We start from the raw sequence: 19,941 nt of genomic DNA on the forward strand, positions 1-19,941 counted from the left end.
GTTTTTAGTTAACTAAAATTCGTGATTTCCGTTGATGTGAAATTTGTCATATGACATGGTTTTCCCAGTAATATGACGGCTTACGACGCCGCATTGCAGGAGAATACCTTGAAAGCCAGCCCCCCCGCTCCGACGAAGAAAAAGACGCTTTCGTCTCAGGTCGCGGATGAGCTGCGTGCCCAGATCGAAGGCGGTATCTACGCGCCGGGCGACAAGCTGCCGACCGAGCAAGTCCTGGTGGAGAAATTCGGCTTTAGCCGGACCGTGATCCGCGAGGCCGTGGCGACCCTGCGCGCCGATGGCTTGCTGGAGTCCCGCCAGGGCGCGGGCGTGTTTGTGCTGGGACCGCAGCAGTCGGACGAAACCCTGACCCTGTTTTCGCACGCCAGTGACAAAATCTCGGACATCATCGAGGAACTGGAATTGCGCATCGGTATCGAGGTTGAGGCGGCCGGTCTGGCAGCCGCTCGCAGCTCTCCGGCGCAAGAGGCGGCAATCCAGGCTGAATTGGATCAGTTTGCACAATTGATTGCCGAGGGAAAATCGACCGATGAATCGGATTTTCGCTTTCATATGGCGATCGCTGCGGCTACCAATAACAGCCGGTTCAAGACCTTCCTAGAGCACATCGGGCGCCGGATGATCCCGCGGGTCAAGCTGCGTACGGTAATGGGGGGCATCGACCCGCTGCCCAGCCGGGACCACACGATATTGGCCGAACACGAAGAAATCGCCGATGCGATTTTTGCCAGTGACGTCGACCGGGCGCGGGACGCCATGCGACGGCACCTGTTGATCGGGATCCAGCGCTATCGTTTGCTGACCCGGCGTAGTGCGCACCCCACACCCGTCGAAGTCGATTGACTTGTTTTCAAAATTCATAATATGATTTGTTCAGAATTCATATTATGACCTAGTGAGGATCACATGACACCGCAAGAACTCAAGACCCGCATCGCCTCCGGACTGTTGTCGTTTCCCGTCACCCACTTCAAAGACGATTTCAGCTTGAACCTGGACAGCTACCAGGAACACGTAGGCTGGTTGTCGGGCTATGACGCCGCCGCGCTGTTTGCCGCGGGCGGCACCGGTGAAATGTTCTCGTTGACCCCCGAGGAAATCGGCGAGGTCACCCGCGCCGCCAAGTCGGTTGCTGGCAATGTCCCCATTATTTCCGGTTGCGGCTATGGCACCGCCATCGCCAAAGACATCGCCCGCCGTGCCGAAGACGCTGGCGCCGACGGTCTGCTGTTGCTGCCTCACTACCTGATGGAAGCGCCCCAAGAAGGGATCTATCAACACGTCAAAGCCGTGTGCGATTCCACCCGCCTGGGCGTCATCATTTACAACCGTGCCAACTCGGTGGCGACGGCTGACACGGTGGCTCGTCTGGCCGATGCTTGCCCCAACCTGGTGGGCTTCAAGGACGGCACCGGCAAGACCGATCTGGTCCGCCACATCACGGCCAAGCTGGGCGATCGCCTGTCTTACATCGGCGGTATGCCCACGCACGAATTGTTCGCCCAGGGCTTCAACGGTCTGGGCCTGAGCACCTACTCGTCGGCCGTGTTCAACTTTGTGCCCGAGTTGGCTCTGCGTTTCTACAACGCCTTGAACGCCAACGACAATGCGACCATGGCCAAGATCCTGGACGATTTCTTCTTCCCGTTCGCCCAACTGCGTGATCGCCAAAAGGGTTATGCCGTGTCGATCATCAAGGCCGGTGTTGAATTGATCGGCCACAAGCCGGGGCCGGTTCGTGCGCCGTTGACCAACCTGACGGCTGAAGAGAAAGCGCAACTGAAGGCGCTGATCGAACGCGCCGGCAAGTAAGCCCACATGAGCCGCCTGTGGTAATGCAGGCTCGAACTAGCCCTCCCGTAAAACGGAGGGCTTTTTTGTGGTGTGCCTGGCTGAGGATGTCTGCTGGAGCGGGACAAATCCTTCACTTGACCGACCAGGAGCAGTGTTAGCCGAAGAATGATCAGATCCTATCGCTGTGATGAGGCCTTGTGCAAAGGAATGATGGAGCAATGTCTGATTTTTATGGGGATGCGAGCGTTCGCGTCGTCGATAGGACTCATACGCCTACACTGCCCATTTCAAAATGCCTCAGTTGTTCGCAGTCGTGCGACGACTTTGTATTCCTCAGAGGTTTCGAGGCTAAATTTTTCTTATTAGCGAAATGTGGAGGAGTTATGCGTGAGCTCACGTTACATGAGATCTCTAGTGCTGGTGGTGCGAGCGCCCTGGGACCTGCCGTGGGCGGATCAGAGGGGATGTATATCGCTTCTGCCGCTGTGGGGTCGGTTGCGACTACCGCAGGTTATGTCGTTGGTGCATCGCTGATGGGCCCGGTAGCTCGCGTCGGGATCGTCAAGGCGATGGCTTATGGCGGGGTTCTTCCGTTCTTTGCTGATCTGTATTTGGCGGGAAGTGATACGTCGACTCGAATGGGCCGATCTGCGCTTTTAGGTGCAGCATCGGGCTTGATAGCATCGATTTCACATTACGAGGACCAAGTCGTTACAGCAGCCTATTTCTCGCAGCAATCTCACAACACGCCTATGCTGGGGCGCTAAAATTGGGACAAGGCGGCCGTACGTCTTGTCCAAACCGACGAAAGCCGTGATGCCCTTGGGGTGCATCACGGCTTCGGCTTTTGAGGCCCGGTCAGGGCTGCATGGGCGGGAAATAGCTCAGCGTTGCGCCGAGCAGCCATAGCAAGCCAAGCACCAGCGGGATATGCACCAGCAACTGCACGAACGTGAATCCGATCAGGTCCCGCGCCTTCAGGCCCAGTACGCCTAGCAGCGGCAGCATATAGAACGGGTTGATCAGGTTGGGCAAGGCCTCGGCAGCGTTATAGATCTGTACCGCCCAGCCCAGGTGATACTGCAAATCGTTGGCGACTTGCATGACGTACGGGGCCTCGATGATCCACTTTCCGCCGCCTGACGGAATGAAGAACCCCAATATCGCCGAATACACACCCATGAGCAACGCATAGGTATCGTGCGAGGCGATCTGTACAAAGAAATCTGAAATGTGGTGGGCCAGGGTGGATCCGTCGGCGCCCTGTACTGTCGTCATGATGGCGGCGATGGAGCCGTACAACGGGAACTGAATCAGCACACCTGTCGTGGTCGGCACGGCGCGAGCGACGGCGTCCAGAAAGCTGCGCGGCCGCCAGTGCAGCAGCGCGCCCGCCATCAGGAACAGCAGGTTATAGGTGTTCAGCCCCGAGATGGCGAGGATGGCGGGCTTGGTCGCGAATTCGTGCCAAAGCCATCCACCCGCGAGGGCTACCAGAACGAGAATCAGGAACGGGCTGTATTCCAGCCATTCGCCCGGGCGCGTGCGCTTGGGCAGCTCGGGCACCACCACGACCGGATCGATGCCGCAGGCTGCGGCGTCTTTGGCGCTCTGGTCGCCGGGGGCAGTCATATACGACACGATGATGGAAACAATCACCAGCGCCAGGAGCATGACGCCCGACTGCCACAGGAAAATGGTCTCGGTAAAAGGAATCACACCGGTGATGGCCAGTATCGACGGCGGCAAGCTGGCCGGGTTGGCCTGCAATTGTGCTGCCGATGATGACAGGCCCAACGCCCACACCGCGCCCAAGCCCAGATAGGCGGCGGCGCCGGCGGCACGGTAATCCATTTTGATGTCCGTGCGGCGAGCCAGCGCTTTAACCAGCAGCCCGCCGAATACCAGACTCAATCCCCAGTTCAGCAGCGAGGCCAGCATGGAGATGAAGGCCACCCATGCAACGGCAGAGCGGCCGTTACGGGGCACTCTCGCCAGAACGTCGATCAAACGCGAGGCGGGTTTGGAGCTCGCCACCACATAGCCCCCGATCACCACGAACGCCATCTGCATGGTGAACGGAATCAGGCTCCAGAATCCATCCCCGAATGCCTTGGCCGCAGCGGCAGCGGGAGCTCCCATCGCCAACGCGGCTACGACGACGATCAAGACGGCAACCGTGGCGAATACCCAGGAATCGGGGAACCAGCGTTCTGCCCAACTGGCACAACGCATGGCGAACCGGGCGGACCGGCTTTCCTGTACTGAAACAGCCATACCAACATCTCCAATTACATAATTACTGTGTTTCCGCACGCTTATTGCAGGGGCGATGGTCATGCCCCGGAAATTGTGCTTCGCGAATGTACATCAGAAAGTAATGTGCGTATTGGAGATGGATATGACAAAAGCGCTATAACGGACGATTCGCAGGGTGTGGAGCAAGTCCGCAAGAAAGATGGACCAAGCTGATCAGGACGCGAATATTCCGATTGATTGACGACAGGCCCAGTTGCGTAGCGTCTGGGCCTGTCATCTGCTGGAGGAATATGCCATGGGGTTGCCCCGGGGTTGAGGTCATTCAGGTGTTCTAATCCCGGTTGCCTCGACCGCCTCCGTGGTCGCCACCGCCGCCGCCACCACCTCGGCGCTCCTGTTGTTGGCGCGATTGCTGCTGACGCTGCGCTTGTTGCTGCTGTTGACGCGCCTGCTGCTGACGCTGCGCTTGCTGCTGTTGACGAGCTTGTTGCTGACGTTGCTCTTGTTGCTGTTGACGAGCTTGTTGTTGACGTTGCTCTTGTTGCTGTTGACGAGCTTGTTGTTGACGTTGCTCTTGTTGCTGTTGACGCGCCTGTTGCTGCCGCTGCTCTTGCTGCCGTTGCTGGCGATCTTGTTGCTCGCGTTGCTTTCGTTGCTGCTGTTGGCGAGCTTGCTGTTGACGTTGTTCGTTCTGCCGCTGTTGACGATCCTGCAGCTGGCGTTGTTCTTCCTGCCGCTGCTGGCGACCTTGTTGCTCGCGTTGTTCTCGCTGTTGCTGTTGACGAGCTTGCTGCTGGCGCTGCTCATCCTGCCGTTGCTGGCGTTCCTGTTGCTGACGTTGCTCTTGAGCACGTCGTCCATCATCGCCACGGTTGGCATTCTGGTTCTGTTGAAAATCGCGCCGATCAGGCTGCCCGTTCGGACGGTGATCGTTGTCGCCTCGTCCTGGTTGCCCCGGACGCTGATCACCGCGTTGCGCATGATCGCGATCGTCATCGCGTCGCTGATTCTGGCGTTCGCGCGCCTCGACGGTGCGACGATGTTCGCGGTCGATTTGCCGTTCTCTGTCGGTGGGGCGGCGTTGAATGCCGTCCCTGCCGCCGTGGTAGCTGATACGACGGTTATCTACGTTGTTGACCACGACCTTGCGGTTATAGACGTTCGTGACGCGATGCACGTCGATATGGTTGACCTCGCGGTTGTAGTAAAAGCGATTGCTCTTCCAATAGCCGCCGTGGTATCCCGAGCCGATATAGCCAAAGCCATAATTGATGCCGCCGTAATAGCCTACCTGGCGGCCCCAGTAACCCGGATGCCAGCGATAGAGGTTGCCGACGAAACCCCAATAACCCGGCGTCCAGAGTGCGCCGATGAAAGGCGGCATGATCCAGGCGCCAGGCACCCAGTAATACCCGCCATGATTAATCGCCCAATAGCCGGGCGTCCAGATATAGCCTGGGCCGGGAATCATCGGCTGATCGTAGACGGGCAGCGGTGGTGGCGGCGCGTCCCATGCGTTGACGCCGATGCTGATCGAGACATCGGCCGCCGCGGCCGGTAGCGGTGCAGCCAGCGTGGCGAGCAGCGAGCCCGATATCAAGACGCCAGCGGATAGTCGTTTTAATGTATTCATGATGATCTCCCGTGGGGAAAATCAGTATCTATAGTAGCGAGGGCCAGAGTGGTAGTAATACGGTGGGGGCCCCGGTTGAGAATAATAGCCCCGACCGCCACGATAGTGATCGTGCCCGCCTCTGTGGTGATGCGGCACCACAATGCATCCTGCCAACGTGGTGACGGCGATGAACAATATGGCGAGGGTTCTCATGATGGTAGCTCCTTTAACGTCGTGCCGGTAATGCACAGACGCGCCTATTTAGGCATAGAGCAAGGGGCTGCGTTCGATTCTGTAATCGTTTAGAAATTACTTAATCGTGACGAATGCACATATTCGTGACGGAGTGTATGCCGCCCGTGACAATCGGCGTTGCATACCCCTGGAGCGGGCGAAGTATTTGCAAGTGTGCGTAAGCGATGTATCCGTACCGTGACAGGTGCAGGACGAGATTTTGCGGCTCTGGCGGATAGGTATATTGCATCGTTGCACCGCGCAAGGATGCGCGGCGTATCGATTGCCCGAGCGGAGAGATAAAACGTTTCCGGGCGATTGCCGGAAACGCCAAGCTCAATAGGCGGCGGAAGAAGCGGCTGGCGCTGCAGAAGAGGCGCCGGGCGCCTGGAACTGTGCGGCCAATCGACGGGCGGCGCCAGCATAGACCAAGACATCCACACCCGTGGCGACAAAGGTGCATCCCAGGTCCAGGTAGCGTCGTGCCAACGCCGGGTCCGAGGTCAATGTGCCTGCTGCCTTGCCGCTGGCGATGATGGTTTTCATGGCGTTTTCGATGGCAGCCTGCACGGCGGGGTTTTCTGGATGCCCGCGAAAGCCCATGGACGCTGCCAGATCCGCCGGACCGATAAATACGCCGTCTACACCTGGTACCGCGCAGATGCTCTCCAGGTTGTTGAGCGCCGTGACGGTTTCGACTTGGACGAGCAGGCAGATTTCGTCGTCGGCGACATCCAGATAGTCGCTGCGCTGCGCCCAGCGCGACGCGCGCGCAACGGCGCTGCCGACACCGCGTACGCCCTCGGGGGGGTAGCGCGTTGCCGAGACGACGGCTTTGGCTTGTTCGGCAGTGTCTACCATGGGCACCAGAATGCTCTTGGCGCCTATGTCCAGCACCTGTTTGATGAGCGCGGTTTCTCCCGCCACGACACGTACGACGGGCTGCGAGCGATAGGGAGCGATGGATTGCAATGCCGCCAGGACGCTGCGCAGATCGTTGGGGGCGTGTTCGCCATCGATCAACAGCCAGTCAAATCCCGCTGTGGCTGAGACTTCGGCCAGATAGGGATCCGCCATGGAAAGCCATAGCCCGATTTGTGCCTGACCTGCCGTCAAGGCGGATTTAAAGGAGTTGTCTGCGGACATGTGAAAGCGCCTATGTGAAAAAAGGGAAGCGGGGCCGTTATGGTCTCAGAGTATCGGCTCAACTCACAATACCTAAATGCCACGGAACGAATTCGTAGCTGCCCAGGCCTAGCATTTCGCTTTTGGTGCGTTCGCCAGAGGCTGCGCTCAGAATGCGTTCGAAGATCCGCTGGCCCATGGCGTCAATGTCCAGTTCGCCGTCGAGTACGACACCGCAGTTGATGTCCATGTCGTCCTGCAGCCGCGAATACATGGCGGTGTTGCTGGCGAGTTTCAGCGTGGGAGCAGGCTTGGAGCCGAACATGGAACCGCGTCCCGTGGTGAAGCAGATCATGTTTGCGCCGCTGGCGATTTGTCCGGTGACTGCCACGGGATCGTAGCCTGGGGAATCCATAAACACGAACCCTGCTTTATCGATCGGTTCCGCGTATTCGTAGACCGCCTGCAGAGGAGTTGTCCCACCCTTCATCGCAGAGCCTAGCGATTTTTCAAAGATATTGGCCAAGCCGCCTTGTTGATTGCCGTGGCCGACCACGCCATTGAATTGGGCGTTGTGGCCGGCAGTGTATTGTTCCCACCAGGCGAGGCGATCGAGGAGTTTCTTGCCGACTTCAGGCGTGACGGCACGGCGGGTCAACATGTATTCGACGCCATGGATTTCGGGCGTTTCCGACAGAATCGCGGTGCCGCCGTGGCGTACCAGGATATCCATGGCGGCACCCAATGCCGGGTTGGCCGTGATAGCGGAGAATCCATCGGAGCCGCCGCATTCGAGCCCGATTTTGAGGTGGCTCGCCGACACCGTCTGGCGTTGTGCGGCATTGGCGGCGGGCAGCATTTCCTCGATGGCGCGAATGCCGGCGGCGATTGTGGCGCGCGTGCCGCCGCTGTCCTGCATGACCAGCGTGCGCAGCCGGGAGCTCGATGCCAGGTTTTGCGATTCTACGAGAGAGGCAACCTGATTGCGCTCACAGCCCAATCCCACAATGAGCACGCCGGCCAGATTCGGATGGCGGGCATAGCCGGCCAGTGTGCGTCTCAGTACGTCAAAGTGTTCGCTGGGCGACGACATGCCGCAGCCGCTGGTCTGCGCAAACGCCGCCACGCCGTCGACGTTCGGAAAGGCGGCCAGACGCTCGGCAGTGAAGTGATTGGCGATATGGTTGATGACGGTAGCGGAACAATTGACCGAGGCAATGATTCCGATGAAATTACGCGTGCCGACCCGCCCGTCCGGGCGCAGGTAACCCTGAAATGTCGCGCGCTCGTGATCGGGCAAAAGCGTCACGGGGCGCATGTCTTGGCAGAAGGCGGGGTCGCGGTCGAAATCCACCAGCGCCAGGTTATGGGTATGCACATGTTCGCCGGCTTCGATGTCGCGTGCAGCGACGCCGATGACGGTGTCGTATTTGCGTACCGGTGCGCCGGCCGGGATGTGGCACGCTGCGATTTTGTGTCCGCCGGGGACCTGCGCGCGCAGGCGCAGCCCCAGTTCGCCAATGGCCATGCCTAATGCCAGCGTCTGTTTGGCGATCAAGACATTGTCGTTGGCGTGCAACCGTATCAGAGGAAGGTTATTCACTGCGGCATCAACCCTTTTGCAGCAAGGCTTTGAGTTTCAGGCTGTCTATCAATGCGGTCTCTTGCTGGTAGACCTCTGCCACGTAGGCTTTGTAGTCGGGGCCGTCCAGGTACATGACGGGGGCATCGATGCGACTGGCGACCTGCTTGAACGTGTCGCTCTCGACAGCAGCGCGAAAGGCGTCGCGCAGCTTGTTTTCGACGTCGGGCGGCAGTCCTTTGGGAGCGCCGACACCGTTGGGGGCTTCTACGACGACGTCGTAACCGAGCTCTTTCAACGTGGGGGTCTGGTTAAAGCGCGGCGTGCGCTCGGCGCCCCATGTCGCCAGCAGGCGTAGTTTTCCCGACTCGACATGGGGAGCCCAGGAACTGGAGTCCGCGAGCAGGTCGACCTGGCCGCCGAGCAGATCTTGCAGTGCGGCCGAGCCGCCTTTGTAGGCGATGGGATTGAATTGCACCCCGGCAGCCATGGCGAACTGTTCCATGCCCACGTGAGTGGCGCCGCCTACGCCTGCATGTCCGTAGGTGACGCGGCCGGGGTTGGCTTTGGCGTAGGCGACGACCTCTTGCAGGGATTTAAAGGGTGAGCTGGCCAGTACCGCGATGCCGAACGTCTGGCCAGACGTGCGAGCCAGATAGGTCAAGTCGTTGCGCGGGTCCAATTGCAGCATGCCCAGCTGCGAAAACCGGGTGACCGAGATCGGGATTTGGCCGATGGTGTAGCCGTCAGGCTGGGCCTGCGCCAGGGCCGCGGTTCCTATCATGCCAGAAGCGCCCGCACGGTTCTCGACGACGATGGAGACGCCCAGTTTGCTGGAAGCCACCTGACAGAGCGCGCGCATCGATTGATCTGCCGTGCCACCGACGGGCCAGGGACAGATGAATGTGATGGGCCGCGAAGGATAGCTGGCGGCGCGGACTGATAGCGGGGCGAGCAGGCTGGCCACGCCAGCACAGGCTGCGCCTGCCAGTAACCGGCGGCGCTGATGATCCAGGGGGAATGCGGGCTTCATGGGGGCGTCTCCTTGGTTTTTATACGATCGTCAGCGGGTTGTCGTGCTCGTATGGCTTGCTGTGATCGACGGCCATTTTGTGGGAGGTTTTTATAACAATCCAATAAAATGAGTGCATCTTTAGATAACATAATTGTTATGTAAAGACTGTTCCCCTCCATTGCCCGATTACAAAGGCCGTTTATCGTCATGGCACATTTGGACCGCGTGTTCCGTTCAAATCTGAAGTTGCGACATTTGCAGTTGGTCGTAGCGCTGGATGAGTTTCGCCATTTAGGGCGAACGGCAGAATTCCTGGCCGTCAGCCAGCCTGCAGTGTCTCGTATGTTGTCCGAGGTTGAGTCCATGTTGGGGCTGACTCTGTTCGAACGTTCATCGCGTGGGACGGAGCCTACTCTGGCGGGCGAGCCTGTGGTGCGTTTTGCGCGCGGCGTGTTGGCACAATATGAGCGTACGCGTGACGAGATCGATGCCGCTGCCAGCGGCGCGGTGGGCAAGACGCGAGTCGGGGCGATGGCGGTGACAGTGCCTGTGTTGTTGACCCAGGCCGTTGAGCGTCTGAAGCTCCGGTCCCCGCGCGCGACAGTTTTGGTCGAAGAAGGCGACCTGACCCATTTGCTGCCTAAATTGCGTTTGGGAGAATTGGATTTTTTTGTGGGCCGCTTGGAGCCCGGCTATGCCGCCCCGGATTTATCTACGGAAGTGTTGTACGAGGAACCGATGGTGGCGGTGGGGGCGAGAAAGAGCGCCATCGCGAAAAAGCGGACTCCGACCTGGGCGGATATCGCGGCCTTGCCCTGTGTCATGCCGCCGCCGTGGGCATCACTGCGTGTCAAACTGGAGCAGCAGTTTCATCGGCACGATGTGACTCCGTCGACCGATTTGATAGAGACGTCCTCGTATTTGACGGCACTGGCATGTGTCGGACAGCGAGGCGCTGTAGGTTTTCTGGCACAGTTTGCAGCGCAGTATTTTGAGCAGCAAGGCCTGTGCCGGGTCTTGAATATTCCGCTGGAGGTATCGGTCCCGCCCGTGGGGGTGATGACCTTGCGTGAGGCGAAACTCTCGGCCAGCAGCCGGCAGTTGTTGAAATGTTTGCGAGAGGTGGCGCGGGTACTGAGCGCTTAACTGTCTGCTTTGGGTGCTTTCTTCTTGGCGGCTTTTGCAGGGCTTTTGGTGCTTTTCGCGGCTTTGCCCGCACCGCGTTTGGTTTCTTTCGCCGGCGGCTCGCTGCTCATTTGCAGTTGCTCCACCCAAGCCAGCGTATCCAGGTAACTCAAGAATTGGTGCAAGTAACCCGGCGAGACATCGCGCATGTATGCCAGGGCGCGGTGCACCAGATGATTTGAGTTCAGCGGTCCCGCGTTTTCGTGGACTTGCTCTTCGGACTGGCGTACTTGCCGATTCGCGCTGACGCGAGACCACGTCGAACGGAACTCGTCGAGTACCGGAAGCTCCGGGTAGCGTTCTCGCAGATTGCCGACGCTGGTGGCAAACGTGCGCGTGTGGTCGGCGGGCGTCAACGCTGCGAGGTGAGCGAGCAGTCCGGTGAGAGCGCCTTCGCGGGATGTCGCTGTGGCGGCTGCCGTAGTGCCGGTATTGGCCGCATCTTCTATGCGCGCACCATATTGCTGGAGTAATTGCGCCAGCCTCGCGTGCAGTACGCGCTGTGTATTCTCGTCAGTCAGGCCTGCTGCTCGATTCGCCATGGTCTGGATGAGTTGAAATCGCACCGGATCCAGACGATCAGCGCCCTGTTCGCGCCAAGCGTCCAAGGTCTGTTGAATGTCGGCAGGCTGGGCGTTACTCACTGGTCGCAGCCCCCGCATTGGAGGATTTCGGAATCGGGGCGATCTCTACGCGGCGGTTGTTGGCGCGGCCTGCCTCGTCCGTGTTGGCAGCGACGGGGCGTTGTTCTCCAAAGGCGGCAGCGAACACGATCTCTGGCGAGATCCCGTCGTTGATCAGGGCGCGCGTTACCGTCAATGCACGTTGCGCGGAGAGTTCCCAATTATCGGCAAAGCGTCGATTGTTCTCGTGGATAGGCTGGTCATCGGTAAAGCCGCTCACCATCAGGACTTCGTCATGCTCTTTCAGATAGGCGGACAGCGGAGCGATCAGGCTTTGCAGGACCTTGCGGCCTTCGGGTTGCAGTTGATCGGAATTCAGCGCAAAAAGCACGCTGCCGCTGATACCGATGCGGCCATCTATCAGCGTGACCTGGCCCGCGGCCAAGGGCACGGCCAATGCGTGTTCCAGGGCTTCGCGGCGCTGCGTTTCCACCTCGCGCTGCTGGACTTCGGTTTCCAGTTTGCTGGACAGGTCCAGGCGTTTTTTGACTTCGGTCTCGAGTTTGGTGGACAGCTCCAACTGCATGCCGATGACGCCGACCAGGATCAGCACAAAGGCGCCCAGCAGCACCGACATCAAGTCGCCGAATACCGCCCACGCAGGGGCGGAGGGCTCTACGCCCGCGTCGATGTCGTCTTTCATGCGGAGGCTTCGCTATTGGCTGCAGTCTGTTGGGCGGCAAGCAGTTGCAAGTCTTCGATGATCTGTTTCTGCGACATGACGCTCAGATCCACGACTTCGCGAGCCTGTGCAACGTAATAGGCCAACTGTTCATCACTGCGCGCCATGGATTTCTCCAGGGCGGTTTCGATGCGCTCCAGGTGTTCGACCAACTTGTCGTTGGACTGGCTGAAAAGCTGCACCGCGGTGCCGAAGGCTTCGCCCAGGCTGGCGACTTCGACGGCGCTGCCGGTGATGGTCGCGGCAGCGTCAGTCAGTTTGACCGTTTCTGTCTGGGCGGTGTCGGTGAATTGCGAGCCGACGCGTTCCAGCAGCTGGGACGAGCTGGAGATGAGCGAGTCCACGGCATCGCGTTGCTGCGTCGAGGCATGATTCACTGCATCGAGCAGCGTGCTGAGGGTTTCCATCAGGCGGTTGCGCTCGTCGAGCAATTCGTTGTCGCGGGCCATGCCATCGGACAGCTTTTGACGCAGCTCGGAGATCACCGAGGCAGCGGCGCGAGGAGCTTCGGCGGCCGTCTGCACCAACTGCGCGACTTCGGCAATCGTGTCGCGTGCCTGGGTCTGCGTGTGGGACGACAGTTCCTGTGCGGTTCGGATCAGCGTGTCGCAGATTTCCTGCTGACGGCTGGTCGTCTGGGCGCTGACTTGTTCCCATTCCTGGCGCAGTGCGTAGGCGGTGTTCTCCAGAGACACATTCAACGAGGATGCAATGTCGTCGAACGAGTTGTGCAACGTGGACGCGGTGTTTTCCAGCGTGACGGTCAGGGTGGAGGTCGTGCCCGTCAGCGAGGCGTTCAAGGACGCCGCAGTGTCCTCCATGGAGGCGTTCAACGCGGTGGTGGTCTTTTCGAGCGAGTCATTCAGCGCGGTCGCGGTGGTTTCCAGCGAGGTGCTCAGTGTGCTTGCTGTGCTTTCCAACGAGGTATTCCAGGTCGATGCGATGTGATCGAGCGTGGCTTTCCAGTTGTCCAGACGTTGTTGGTCCTGGGCAATCAGCTGGGCTTGCAGATCGGCGTGCGATTGGCGCAGTTCTGCGATGACGTCGGCTGCAGCCTTGGGCGCCTCGGAGACGATATGCAGCAGCTGGGATACCTCGGTGATGGTGTCGCGTGCGTGAGCTTGCGTTTGCGAGGTCAGTTCCTGCGCTGTCTGGGCCAGCGTCTCGCGGATGGCTTGCTGATGCTCGGCAGCCCGCGAACTGGTCTGCTCCCATTCCTGGCGCAGCGTCGAGACGGTGTCTTTCAACGAGGTGTCCAATGAGGACGACAGGCTCTCGAAAGACGTATGCAATGTGGATGCCGTGTCCGCCATCGACGTATGCAGCGCGCCTGCCGTGGTTTCCAGAGAGGTATTCCAGTTCGATGCGATGTGATCGAGCGAGGCCTTCCAGTTGTCCAGGCGCTGTTGATCCTGGGCAATCAGTTGGGCCTGCAGATCGGCGTGCGATTGGCGCAGCTCGGCGATGACGCTGGCAGCGGCCTTGGGGGCCTCAGAAACGGTATGCAGCAGCTGGGACACTTCGGTAATGGTGTCGCGAGCGTGAGCCTGCGTTTGTGCGGTCAGTTCCTGGGCAGTCTGGGCCAGGGTATCGCAGATGAGTTGCTGGCGTTCGGTGGCGTGCGCGCTCGCTTGTTCCCACTCTTGGCGCAGTGTCGAGGTCGCGTCCTTCATCGACGAGCCCAGCGCGGATCCGATGTGATCGAGCGAGGCCTTCCAGTTGTCCAGGCGTTGTTGATCCTGGGCAATCAGCTGGGCCTGCAGGTCGGCATGCGATTGGCGCAGCTCGGCGATGACGCTGGCGGCTGCCTTGGGGGCTTCGGAAACGGTATGCAGCAGCTGGGACACTTCGGTAATGGTGTCGCGAGCATGAGCCTGCGTTTGCGCGGTCAGCTCCTGGGCAGTTTGAGCCAGGGTATCGCAGATGGCCTGTTGGCGTTCAACGGCGTGAGCGCTGGCTTGTTGCCATTCTTGGCGCATCGCCGAGGCGGTGCCTTGCAGTGAGGTATCCAGCGACGACGCGATCCCCGCGATCGATGTTTGCAAGGCAGACGCGGTATTTTCCAGCGACGCGTTCAATCCGGAGGCGACTTGGTCGAATGACGCTTTCCAGGTATCCAGGCGTTGCTGATCGTGCGCGGCCAGCTTGTTTTGCAGCGCTGTATGGGACTGGTCCACGCTGCGCAGCAAAGCCGAGGCGTGCTGTTCCAAACTGGCGGTGGCGGCTGTCAGCGCGCGTTGGTTGTCGTCTGCCAGTTTGGTGTTGGCTTGCTGCTGTTGCGACAGGGCCTGATTCCAGATATCAGCAACAGATGAGGTGGTTGCTTCGAAACGGCCGGACAGGTTTTCCAACTGTTGGCGAACGGCAATGGCCAGGGTGTCTTGCCAGGCGCTGGTTTCGCGCGCCAAGCCTGCCAGTGTGGCTTGCACGGCAGGCTGGATGGCCTCGCCGGCCATGCGAGCGCTGTCGATGACGCTTTGCTTGAGCGATTGTTCGATGGACGAGGCCAGGCCAGTGTACGCGGTCTCGGTCTTGCCGTAAAAGGCGTCCTGGCTGGCGGCCAGGCGGTCATGCAGGGCTTGGCTCTGCTTTTCCATGGACGTCATCATGGCTTGCAGGCGTTCGACCAGCAGGGGCATGGCCTCGGCTTGCTGCTGCATCAGTTTGTAGGTCTGTTCGCCATGATGGTTCTGGGAATAGGGCCGCAACGTGGTTGCGATCATGACGTCGAGTTGTTGCGCCGCCTGAATACGCGAGCGCCGGCAAAGCGTGGCCAGCAAACCTAATGCTGCGGAGGTCGCTACGCCGGCGACCGAGGTGCCGAACGCGAAACCCAGACCCTGGACGGGAGCGGCGAGAGACGCGCGGATCGCTTGCAGATCGACGGCGCTCTCCAGGGCAACGCCCGTGCCGCGCAAGGTGGCGACCATCCCCAGGAAAGTCCCGAGCATCCCGAGCAACACCAGCATTCCCACCAGATAGGGCGTCAGCGTGGGGCCGGGCAGGGCGACGCGCTGGCCCTCGATGCGCAGGCGCGTCGCGCCGCGCAGGCTGGGGTGCAATTGGCTCAGCCAGCTGTCCAGGCTCGATGGCGCCACAGTCAGGCTGCCGACGGCATGGGATAGCGTGTCGGTACTGCGCTGATAGCGTTGCAGTTCTATGACCCCGGTCAGATAGACGAGACCAATCAGGACAATGATGGCTAACGCCAGCAGGTTGGTGCCTATGTAACCGGCACCGATCCAGCCTACAACGGCCAGACCGGCCAGGAAAACGACGAGAGAGATGATTGTTCGGGTCATAGGGGTTCGGTCAACTGGCGCGCAGAGCGGCTAGCAAGCCTTCGATCGGTTGTAAACGGATGTCCAGTTCGGCCAGCAACACGCTGCGCATGTCTTTGCGAAACGTGGAGAGCCACAAGGGCACGACGGGCGCGGCCGGTTTATTGGCGCGGTTCGCTGTGTAGCGGGTATTGGCCAAGGGAACGGCGCGCGTCGTGGGTTGGACAGCGGGAGAGGTCGTTGCGGCGGCTTCGGCAGTCGTGGCCGTTGCCGCTGCAAAGCGAGATGATGCGATATTTTTTGCTGCAGAGGCCTGGGAGGCTGATGTCTGCGGCACGGGTTCGCCAGCGGACTGGGTCCCTTCGCTACGGGAGGATCCGACGGAGTCTGCCTGGGCGACATTAGTTACGGGGTCGGCGGCCGGGCCAGCAGACGCAGCCGTCTCCGCCTCGGCGGCTTTCGCTGCGCGCTCTTGGGCTTCTTTTTCGGCTTTCTGAGCGGCTTGGCGCAGACGTTTGAAGTGCTTTTCCAGCAGACCGGGTACGGTAGCCAAAAGCCGGCGCTCCTGCAGGCTCAATGAGCGTTCCAGGATAGCGTCCACCATGGCCAGGCGAGCCCGGTCAGGTGTTTGCGCGGCGAGAACGGCTCGCAGGCTGCCCCGCAGCTTGGCGATGCTGGTTTCCATCGCCTGCTGGATTGTCTGATAGCGTTTCCGGTAAATCGTGTATTCGAGCAGCGCCTCGTCGGGCGAGACAGGGGCGGTTCGTGGCGCGCCGCGTTGAGTGGGCACAAACACGTCCGCCGTATACGCCTTTTCGTCGGCGATGGCATAGGTCAGCGCCGCGCGCATGCGATCGTATTCCCGCATTTCGGCGCTATCGAGCGACTTTGGATTGGCGGTCACCGCCAACGGACCGCCTTCTAACACAGTAGAAAGGGCGATCGCGTCCGTCCAGCCTAACCATAGGCTGAGTCGATCTGACAGGGGTTGGCGGGATTCGGAAACGTCAGCGTCCGTCAGCCGGGCAAGCAGACGGATAAGCGTGGGGCCGCTGACACCTCGCCGGAGTACTTGCACCATACGGCCGGAGTCAAAATCCGGCAGTTTACAGGGAGTGAGGCAGATGGGCACGTGTTGCCGCCCTTTTGCGCGTTTTTACCCCCTGAAATCGGTAAAAGTGAACAAATTATGCGCAATCGTGTCGTCAGGCCGGCAGCAATGATTCAGTCTGGCCTGTCGCCTGCGACTGCAGGCATCGCTGCAGGCATCGCGCGGCATCGCTGAGCGCACGGTCGTGAGCCCATACCAGCGCCAATACCGGATCGGAGAGCGTCAGGAGGTGGCGAGCCAGCAATCCCTGACGCTGGGCATAGCGTGCGCCCAGGCTCTCGACGATGGCAATACCCAATCCTTCGGCAGCGAGGGCGCAGGCGGCGGATGACTGGGCGACTTCGATCGTGGGCTGAAAGGCCAGGCCACGCCCCTCGGTGGCCTGCCGGGTAGCACGGCCGGCGGGCAGGGCCGCTGCGAGCACGATGGGGGAGGCTGCCGCGACTTTCTCCAGCGTCAGGTCGGGCAATTCGGCCCAAGGGTGATCGGCGCGCATGACGGCATACAAGCTCAGCGGGCTGAGTCGCTGGCTGGCTACGCGCGTCTGATCGGCGGGGGAGCCAATAATGATACCCAGATCGATCCGATGATCTACGGCCATTTCGATGATTTCCAGCGCTGTGCCTGCCCGCACGGTGACGGCGATCGAAGGATGGCGCTCGCGCATGCTGGCCAGTGCTGCGGGCAGCAGGCTGGAGGCGGCGATAGCTACAGCACCCACCGCCAAGCGCGCTTGAGCGCCTTGACGGATGTCTCCCGCCAACCGGTCGACGGCTTCAATCCCGGCCAGCGCGTTCAAGACTTCGGGTATCAACGTGCGTCCCTGACTCGTGAGCTGCAGCCGGCGGTTTTCGCGGCTAAAGAGCGCAAAGCCGAGGCGGATTTCGAGATCGCGCAGCAGGGCGCTGGCTGCCGGCTGCGTCATGTGAGCAGCAGCGGCTGCGGCGGTCACCGTGCCGTGTTGGTACATGGCGCGCAACAAGGTCAGTTCGCGACGGTTGAGCATATGAAATTTGTATGAAATCAGCTGATTTATCTATTTGACCATATGGGAAGCGAGCCAACACAATCCTGGTCATCCTGTTTTGTGAGATGAGCTGCCCGCCAGATCCGCGGTGCTCGGCTCGAGCCGAATCAATGAGCGCCAATACGATTGTGTCCGTCGACTGCATCCCGATGCGACTGCCTTTTTTTCATTGGAATCCTCCCCCTTTGTTTGCGGGGCGTCCGCGCGACAAGTTGGACAGCGCATTGGTTCGTGTCCAGACTCATGACGGTACAGTCGCATGGGGCGAGTCCTATTGTGTAGAGCCGCGCGCGCTGCAGGCGGTATTCGAGACATTGATTGCGCCGCTGGCATGCGGCAAAGATGCCGCGGACCCGACGCTGTTGCCGGTCATGCAGCGTACGCTGCATAACCTGGGGCGATCAGGGCCGGTAGTGCATGCGCTGGCAGGCCTGGACATTGCACTATGGGATTTACGCGCCAAGCGCGAAGGCGTTCCGCTTTATGCGCTGCTGGGTGGCAAGCGCCGGGATCGCGTTCGCGCCTACGCGTCTTTGTTGCAGTACTACGGCGATGCGCAACGTTTGCACGAAGTCGTGACGCGTGCTCTGAACGAAGGCTATACCGAAATCAAATTGCATGAGCGCACGGCCGATGCCTTGGGCGCAGCACGAGGCGCAGCAGGCCCGCAGGTTCCCGTCATGGTCGATACCAACTGCGCATGGCTGCCAGCCGAAGCCCCAGCCGCCATCGCTGCGATGATGCCGCATGTCCCGTTCTGGATCGAGGAGCCCTTGTGGCCGCCGGAGGACGACCAGGCGTTGATGCAGTTAGGGCATCAATGTGCGGTGCCTTTGGCCGTGGGGGAAAACGCCAGCAGCGTGTATGCGCTAAGGCGCCTGATCGAGCAAGAGGCGGTGCAGTATGTGCAACCGAGCGTCATCAAACTGGGCTTTACCGCAGCATGGGGGCTGGCGCAGCAATGCCAGGGAACGTCGGTACGGTGTGCGCCGCAGGTGGCGTTTTTCGGGCCGGGATATTTGGCGAGCTTGCATCTGATCGCCGCACAACAGGACGAGGTGTCGTTGGAGCGCTTGTATGTAGAGCTCGCGCACGTGCCTTACGGCGAAACGGTGCCGATCAAGGACGGATGGGTCGCGGTGCCCGACGCGCCGGGGCTGGGTGCAGATCCGGAGCAGGTGCTGGCCCAAGGACAGTATCGGAAATAGACAGCTTGATCTGAACCCGGCGATGTATTGCGCAAAAAAGTGGATGGTCAGTATCGGCGCAGCCTCGTAGATCCATGAAAAGACAGGAGACACCATGAACACATCACGCAGAACATTCATAGCCGGCAGCGCCGCGTTCGCCGTCGGTTCGATGGCAGCGGCATGGGGGCGGCCGGCTTTTGCCGCAGACTATCCCACGGAACCCGTGCGCCTGATCATTCCCTATCCTCCCGGGGCGGCAACGGATACCTTGGGGCGGATGGCAGGCCAGACCTATACCCAGACGCTGGGACAATCGTTCATCGTGGAAAATCGCGGCGGCGGCGGTACGACGATCGGTACGCGCACGCTGGCGACCTCCAAGCCGGATGGTTACACGATAGGGATGGTGGATTCGTCTTTCACGATCAATCCCGGCTTGTTAGGCGACCGTCTGCCCTACGACACGCTGAAAGACTTTGCGCCTATCTCGTTGATGGCAACGGCGCCGTTTGTCCTGGTCGTGCATCCTTCCGTCCCGGTGCAGGATCTGGCAGGCTTCATCAAGCTGGCAAAGTCCAAGCCGGGCACGCTGTCATATGGATCCGCGGGCGTAGGCAGCGGCCCGCATTTGGCCGGCGAGCAATTACGGCAGGAAGCCGGCATTGATATCTTGCACGTGCCTTATCGAGGCGGCGGCACTGTTTTTACCGATTTACTGGGCGGACAAATCCAGTTTGCGTTTGCGACCGTGCCTAGCCTGCGTGACCATATTTTGGCGGGGCGCTTGCGGGCATTGGCAGTGACCAGTGCTCAACGCTCAACGCAATTGCCTGACGTGCCCACCTTTACTGAAGCCGGACTGCCAGGCGTGAATCTCTCACCCTTGTTCGGCCTGGTTGCGCCGGCAGGCGTACCTGTCGCCGTGATCGACAAATTATCTTCGACGGTCGCGACCTCGATACGGTCCGGCAGTATGCATAAGCAATTGACCGATATGGGCTTTAATCCAGTCGGCAGCTCGCCTGCGGAATTTGCTCAGCGTATCAACACAGAGATCGCCACGTGGCGCGAGTTGATAAAGCGCGGTGGTATTACCGTAGAGTAATCATGGCAGTGCGCCGTCAGTGTTATCTGTAC

Annotated in this window: 16 protein-coding genes; 6 read left to right on the plus strand and 10 right to left on the minus strand. The window is 60.2% G+C overall.

Annotated features, from left to right (window positions below):
* Window positions 1-108 precede the first annotated feature (108 nt).
* The 3 genes from ACYVIT_RS04260 (at window position 109) to ACYVIT_RS04270 (ending at window position 2,582) form a co-directional block, all read left to right on the plus strand.
* Window positions 109-864 carry a FadR/GntR family transcriptional regulator gene (locus tag ACYVIT_RS04260; protein WP_415807679.1) on the plus strand — a complete coding sequence of 252 codons (756 nt, stop codon included), beginning with the start codon at window positions 109-111 and terminating at the stop codon, window positions 862-864.
* Between the two features lie 63 nt (window positions 865-927).
* Window positions 928-1,833, plus strand: coding sequence for a 5-dehydro-4-deoxyglucarate dehydratase (kdgD, locus tag ACYVIT_RS04265; RefSeq protein ID WP_415807678.1), 906 nt, complete (start codon window positions 928-930; stop codon window positions 1,831-1,833).
* Window positions 1,834-2,033: 200 nt separating this feature from the next.
* Entirely contained in the window at window positions 2,034-2,582 is a 549-nt protein-coding gene (locus ACYVIT_RS04270) for a hypothetical protein (RefSeq protein WP_415807677.1), read from the plus strand.
* Between the two features lie 91 nt (window positions 2,583-2,673).
* Here ACYVIT_RS04270 and ACYVIT_RS04275 read toward each other — a convergent pair whose 3' ends face one another.
* The 5 genes from ACYVIT_RS04275 to ACYVIT_RS04295 form a co-directional block, all read right to left on the minus strand.
* Window positions 2,674-4,092 carry a short-chain fatty acid transporter gene (locus ACYVIT_RS04275; RefSeq protein WP_415807676.1) on the minus strand — a complete coding sequence of 473 codons (1,419 nt, stop codon included), beginning with the start codon at window positions 4,090-4,092 and terminating at the stop codon, window positions 2,674-2,676.
* 313 nt (window positions 4,093-4,405) lie between these two features.
* Window positions 4,406-5,707, minus strand: a complete 1,302-nt coding sequence (locus ACYVIT_RS04280; RefSeq protein ID WP_415807675.1) for a YXWGXW repeat-containing protein — start codon at window positions 5,705-5,707, stop codon at window positions 4,406-4,408.
* A 552-nt stretch (window positions 5,708-6,259) separates the two neighbouring features.
* Window positions 6,260-7,069 (minus strand): 4-hydroxy-2-oxoheptanedioate aldolase, encoded by an 810-nt coding sequence (gene hpaI, locus ACYVIT_RS04285; RefSeq protein WP_415807674.1) that lies wholly within the window; start codon window positions 7,067-7,069, stop codon window positions 6,260-6,262.
* Window positions 7,070-7,127: 58 nt separating this feature from the next.
* A complete protein-coding gene (locus tag ACYVIT_RS04290; protein WP_415807673.1) occupies window positions 7,128-8,651 on the minus strand; it encodes a UxaA family hydrolase in 1,524 nt (507 codons plus the stop codon).
* 7 nt (window positions 8,652-8,658) lie between these two features.
* The gene (locus ACYVIT_RS04295) at window positions 8,659-9,663 is read right to left on the minus strand and encodes a Bug family tripartite tricarboxylate transporter substrate binding protein (protein ID WP_415807672.1); all 1,005 of its coding nucleotides are present in this window, start codon (window positions 9,661-9,663) and stop codon (window positions 8,659-8,661) included.
* Between the two features lie 189 nt (window positions 9,664-9,852).
* Between ACYVIT_RS04295 and ACYVIT_RS04300 the strand changes: the two genes are divergently transcribed.
* Window positions 9,853-10,791 carry a LysR substrate-binding domain-containing protein gene (locus ACYVIT_RS04300; protein ID WP_415807671.1) on the plus strand — a complete coding sequence of 313 codons (939 nt, stop codon included), beginning with the start codon at window positions 9,853-9,855 and terminating at the stop codon, window positions 10,789-10,791.
* Here the strand turns inward: ACYVIT_RS04300 and ACYVIT_RS04305 are convergent.
* The 5 genes from ACYVIT_RS04305 to ACYVIT_RS04325 all read right to left on the minus strand — a co-directional run bounded on the left by ACYVIT_RS04305 (window position 10,788) and on the right by ACYVIT_RS04325 (window position 17,593).
* Window positions 10,788-11,474: a DUF2894 domain-containing protein gene (locus ACYVIT_RS04305; protein ID WP_415807670.1), complete on the minus strand. Its 687-nt coding sequence runs from the start codon at window positions 11,472-11,474 to the stop codon at window positions 10,788-10,790. The two genes, ACYVIT_RS04300 and ACYVIT_RS04305, sit on opposite strands and share 4 nt — an antisense overlap.
* A complete protein-coding gene (locus ACYVIT_RS04310) occupies window positions 11,467-12,156 on the minus strand; it encodes an OmpA family protein (protein WP_415807669.1) in 690 nt (229 codons plus the stop codon). Before ACYVIT_RS04310 ends, ACYVIT_RS04305 begins: the two co-directional genes overlap by 8 nt.
* Window positions 12,153-15,497: a DUF802 domain-containing protein gene (locus ACYVIT_RS04315; protein WP_415807668.1), complete on the minus strand. Its 3,345-nt coding sequence runs from the start codon at window positions 15,495-15,497 to the stop codon at window positions 12,153-12,155. The genes ACYVIT_RS04310 and ACYVIT_RS04315 overlap by 4 nt, the downstream gene beginning before the upstream one ends.
* A gap of 10 nt (window positions 15,498-15,507) precedes the next feature.
* Window positions 15,508-16,557, minus strand: a complete 1,050-nt coding sequence (locus ACYVIT_RS04320) for a DUF3348 domain-containing protein (RefSeq protein WP_415807667.1) — start codon at window positions 16,555-16,557, stop codon at window positions 15,508-15,510.
* Between the two features lie 124 nt (window positions 16,558-16,681).
* Window positions 16,682-17,593 carry a LysR family transcriptional regulator gene (locus tag ACYVIT_RS04325; RefSeq protein ID WP_415807666.1) on the minus strand — a complete coding sequence of 304 codons (912 nt, stop codon included), beginning with the start codon at window positions 17,591-17,593 and terminating at the stop codon, window positions 16,682-16,684.
* Window positions 17,594-17,724: 131 nt separating this feature from the next.
* Here ACYVIT_RS04325 and ACYVIT_RS04330 point away from each other — a divergent pair, with 131 nt between their 5' ends.
* Window positions 17,725-18,822: a mandelate racemase/muconate lactonizing enzyme family protein gene (locus ACYVIT_RS04330; protein ID WP_415807665.1), complete on the plus strand. Its 1,098-nt coding sequence runs from the start codon at window positions 17,725-17,727 to the stop codon at window positions 18,820-18,822.
* A gap of 94 nt (window positions 18,823-18,916) precedes the next feature.
* Complete coding sequence (locus tag ACYVIT_RS04335; RefSeq protein ID WP_415807664.1) at window positions 18,917-19,909, plus strand: Bug family tripartite tricarboxylate transporter substrate binding protein; 993 nt, start codon at window positions 18,917-18,919, stop codon at window positions 19,907-19,909.
* Window positions 19,910-19,941 lie beyond the last annotated feature (32 nt).

The sequence above is a fragment of the Bordetella muralis genome (genome assembly GCF_054781015.1).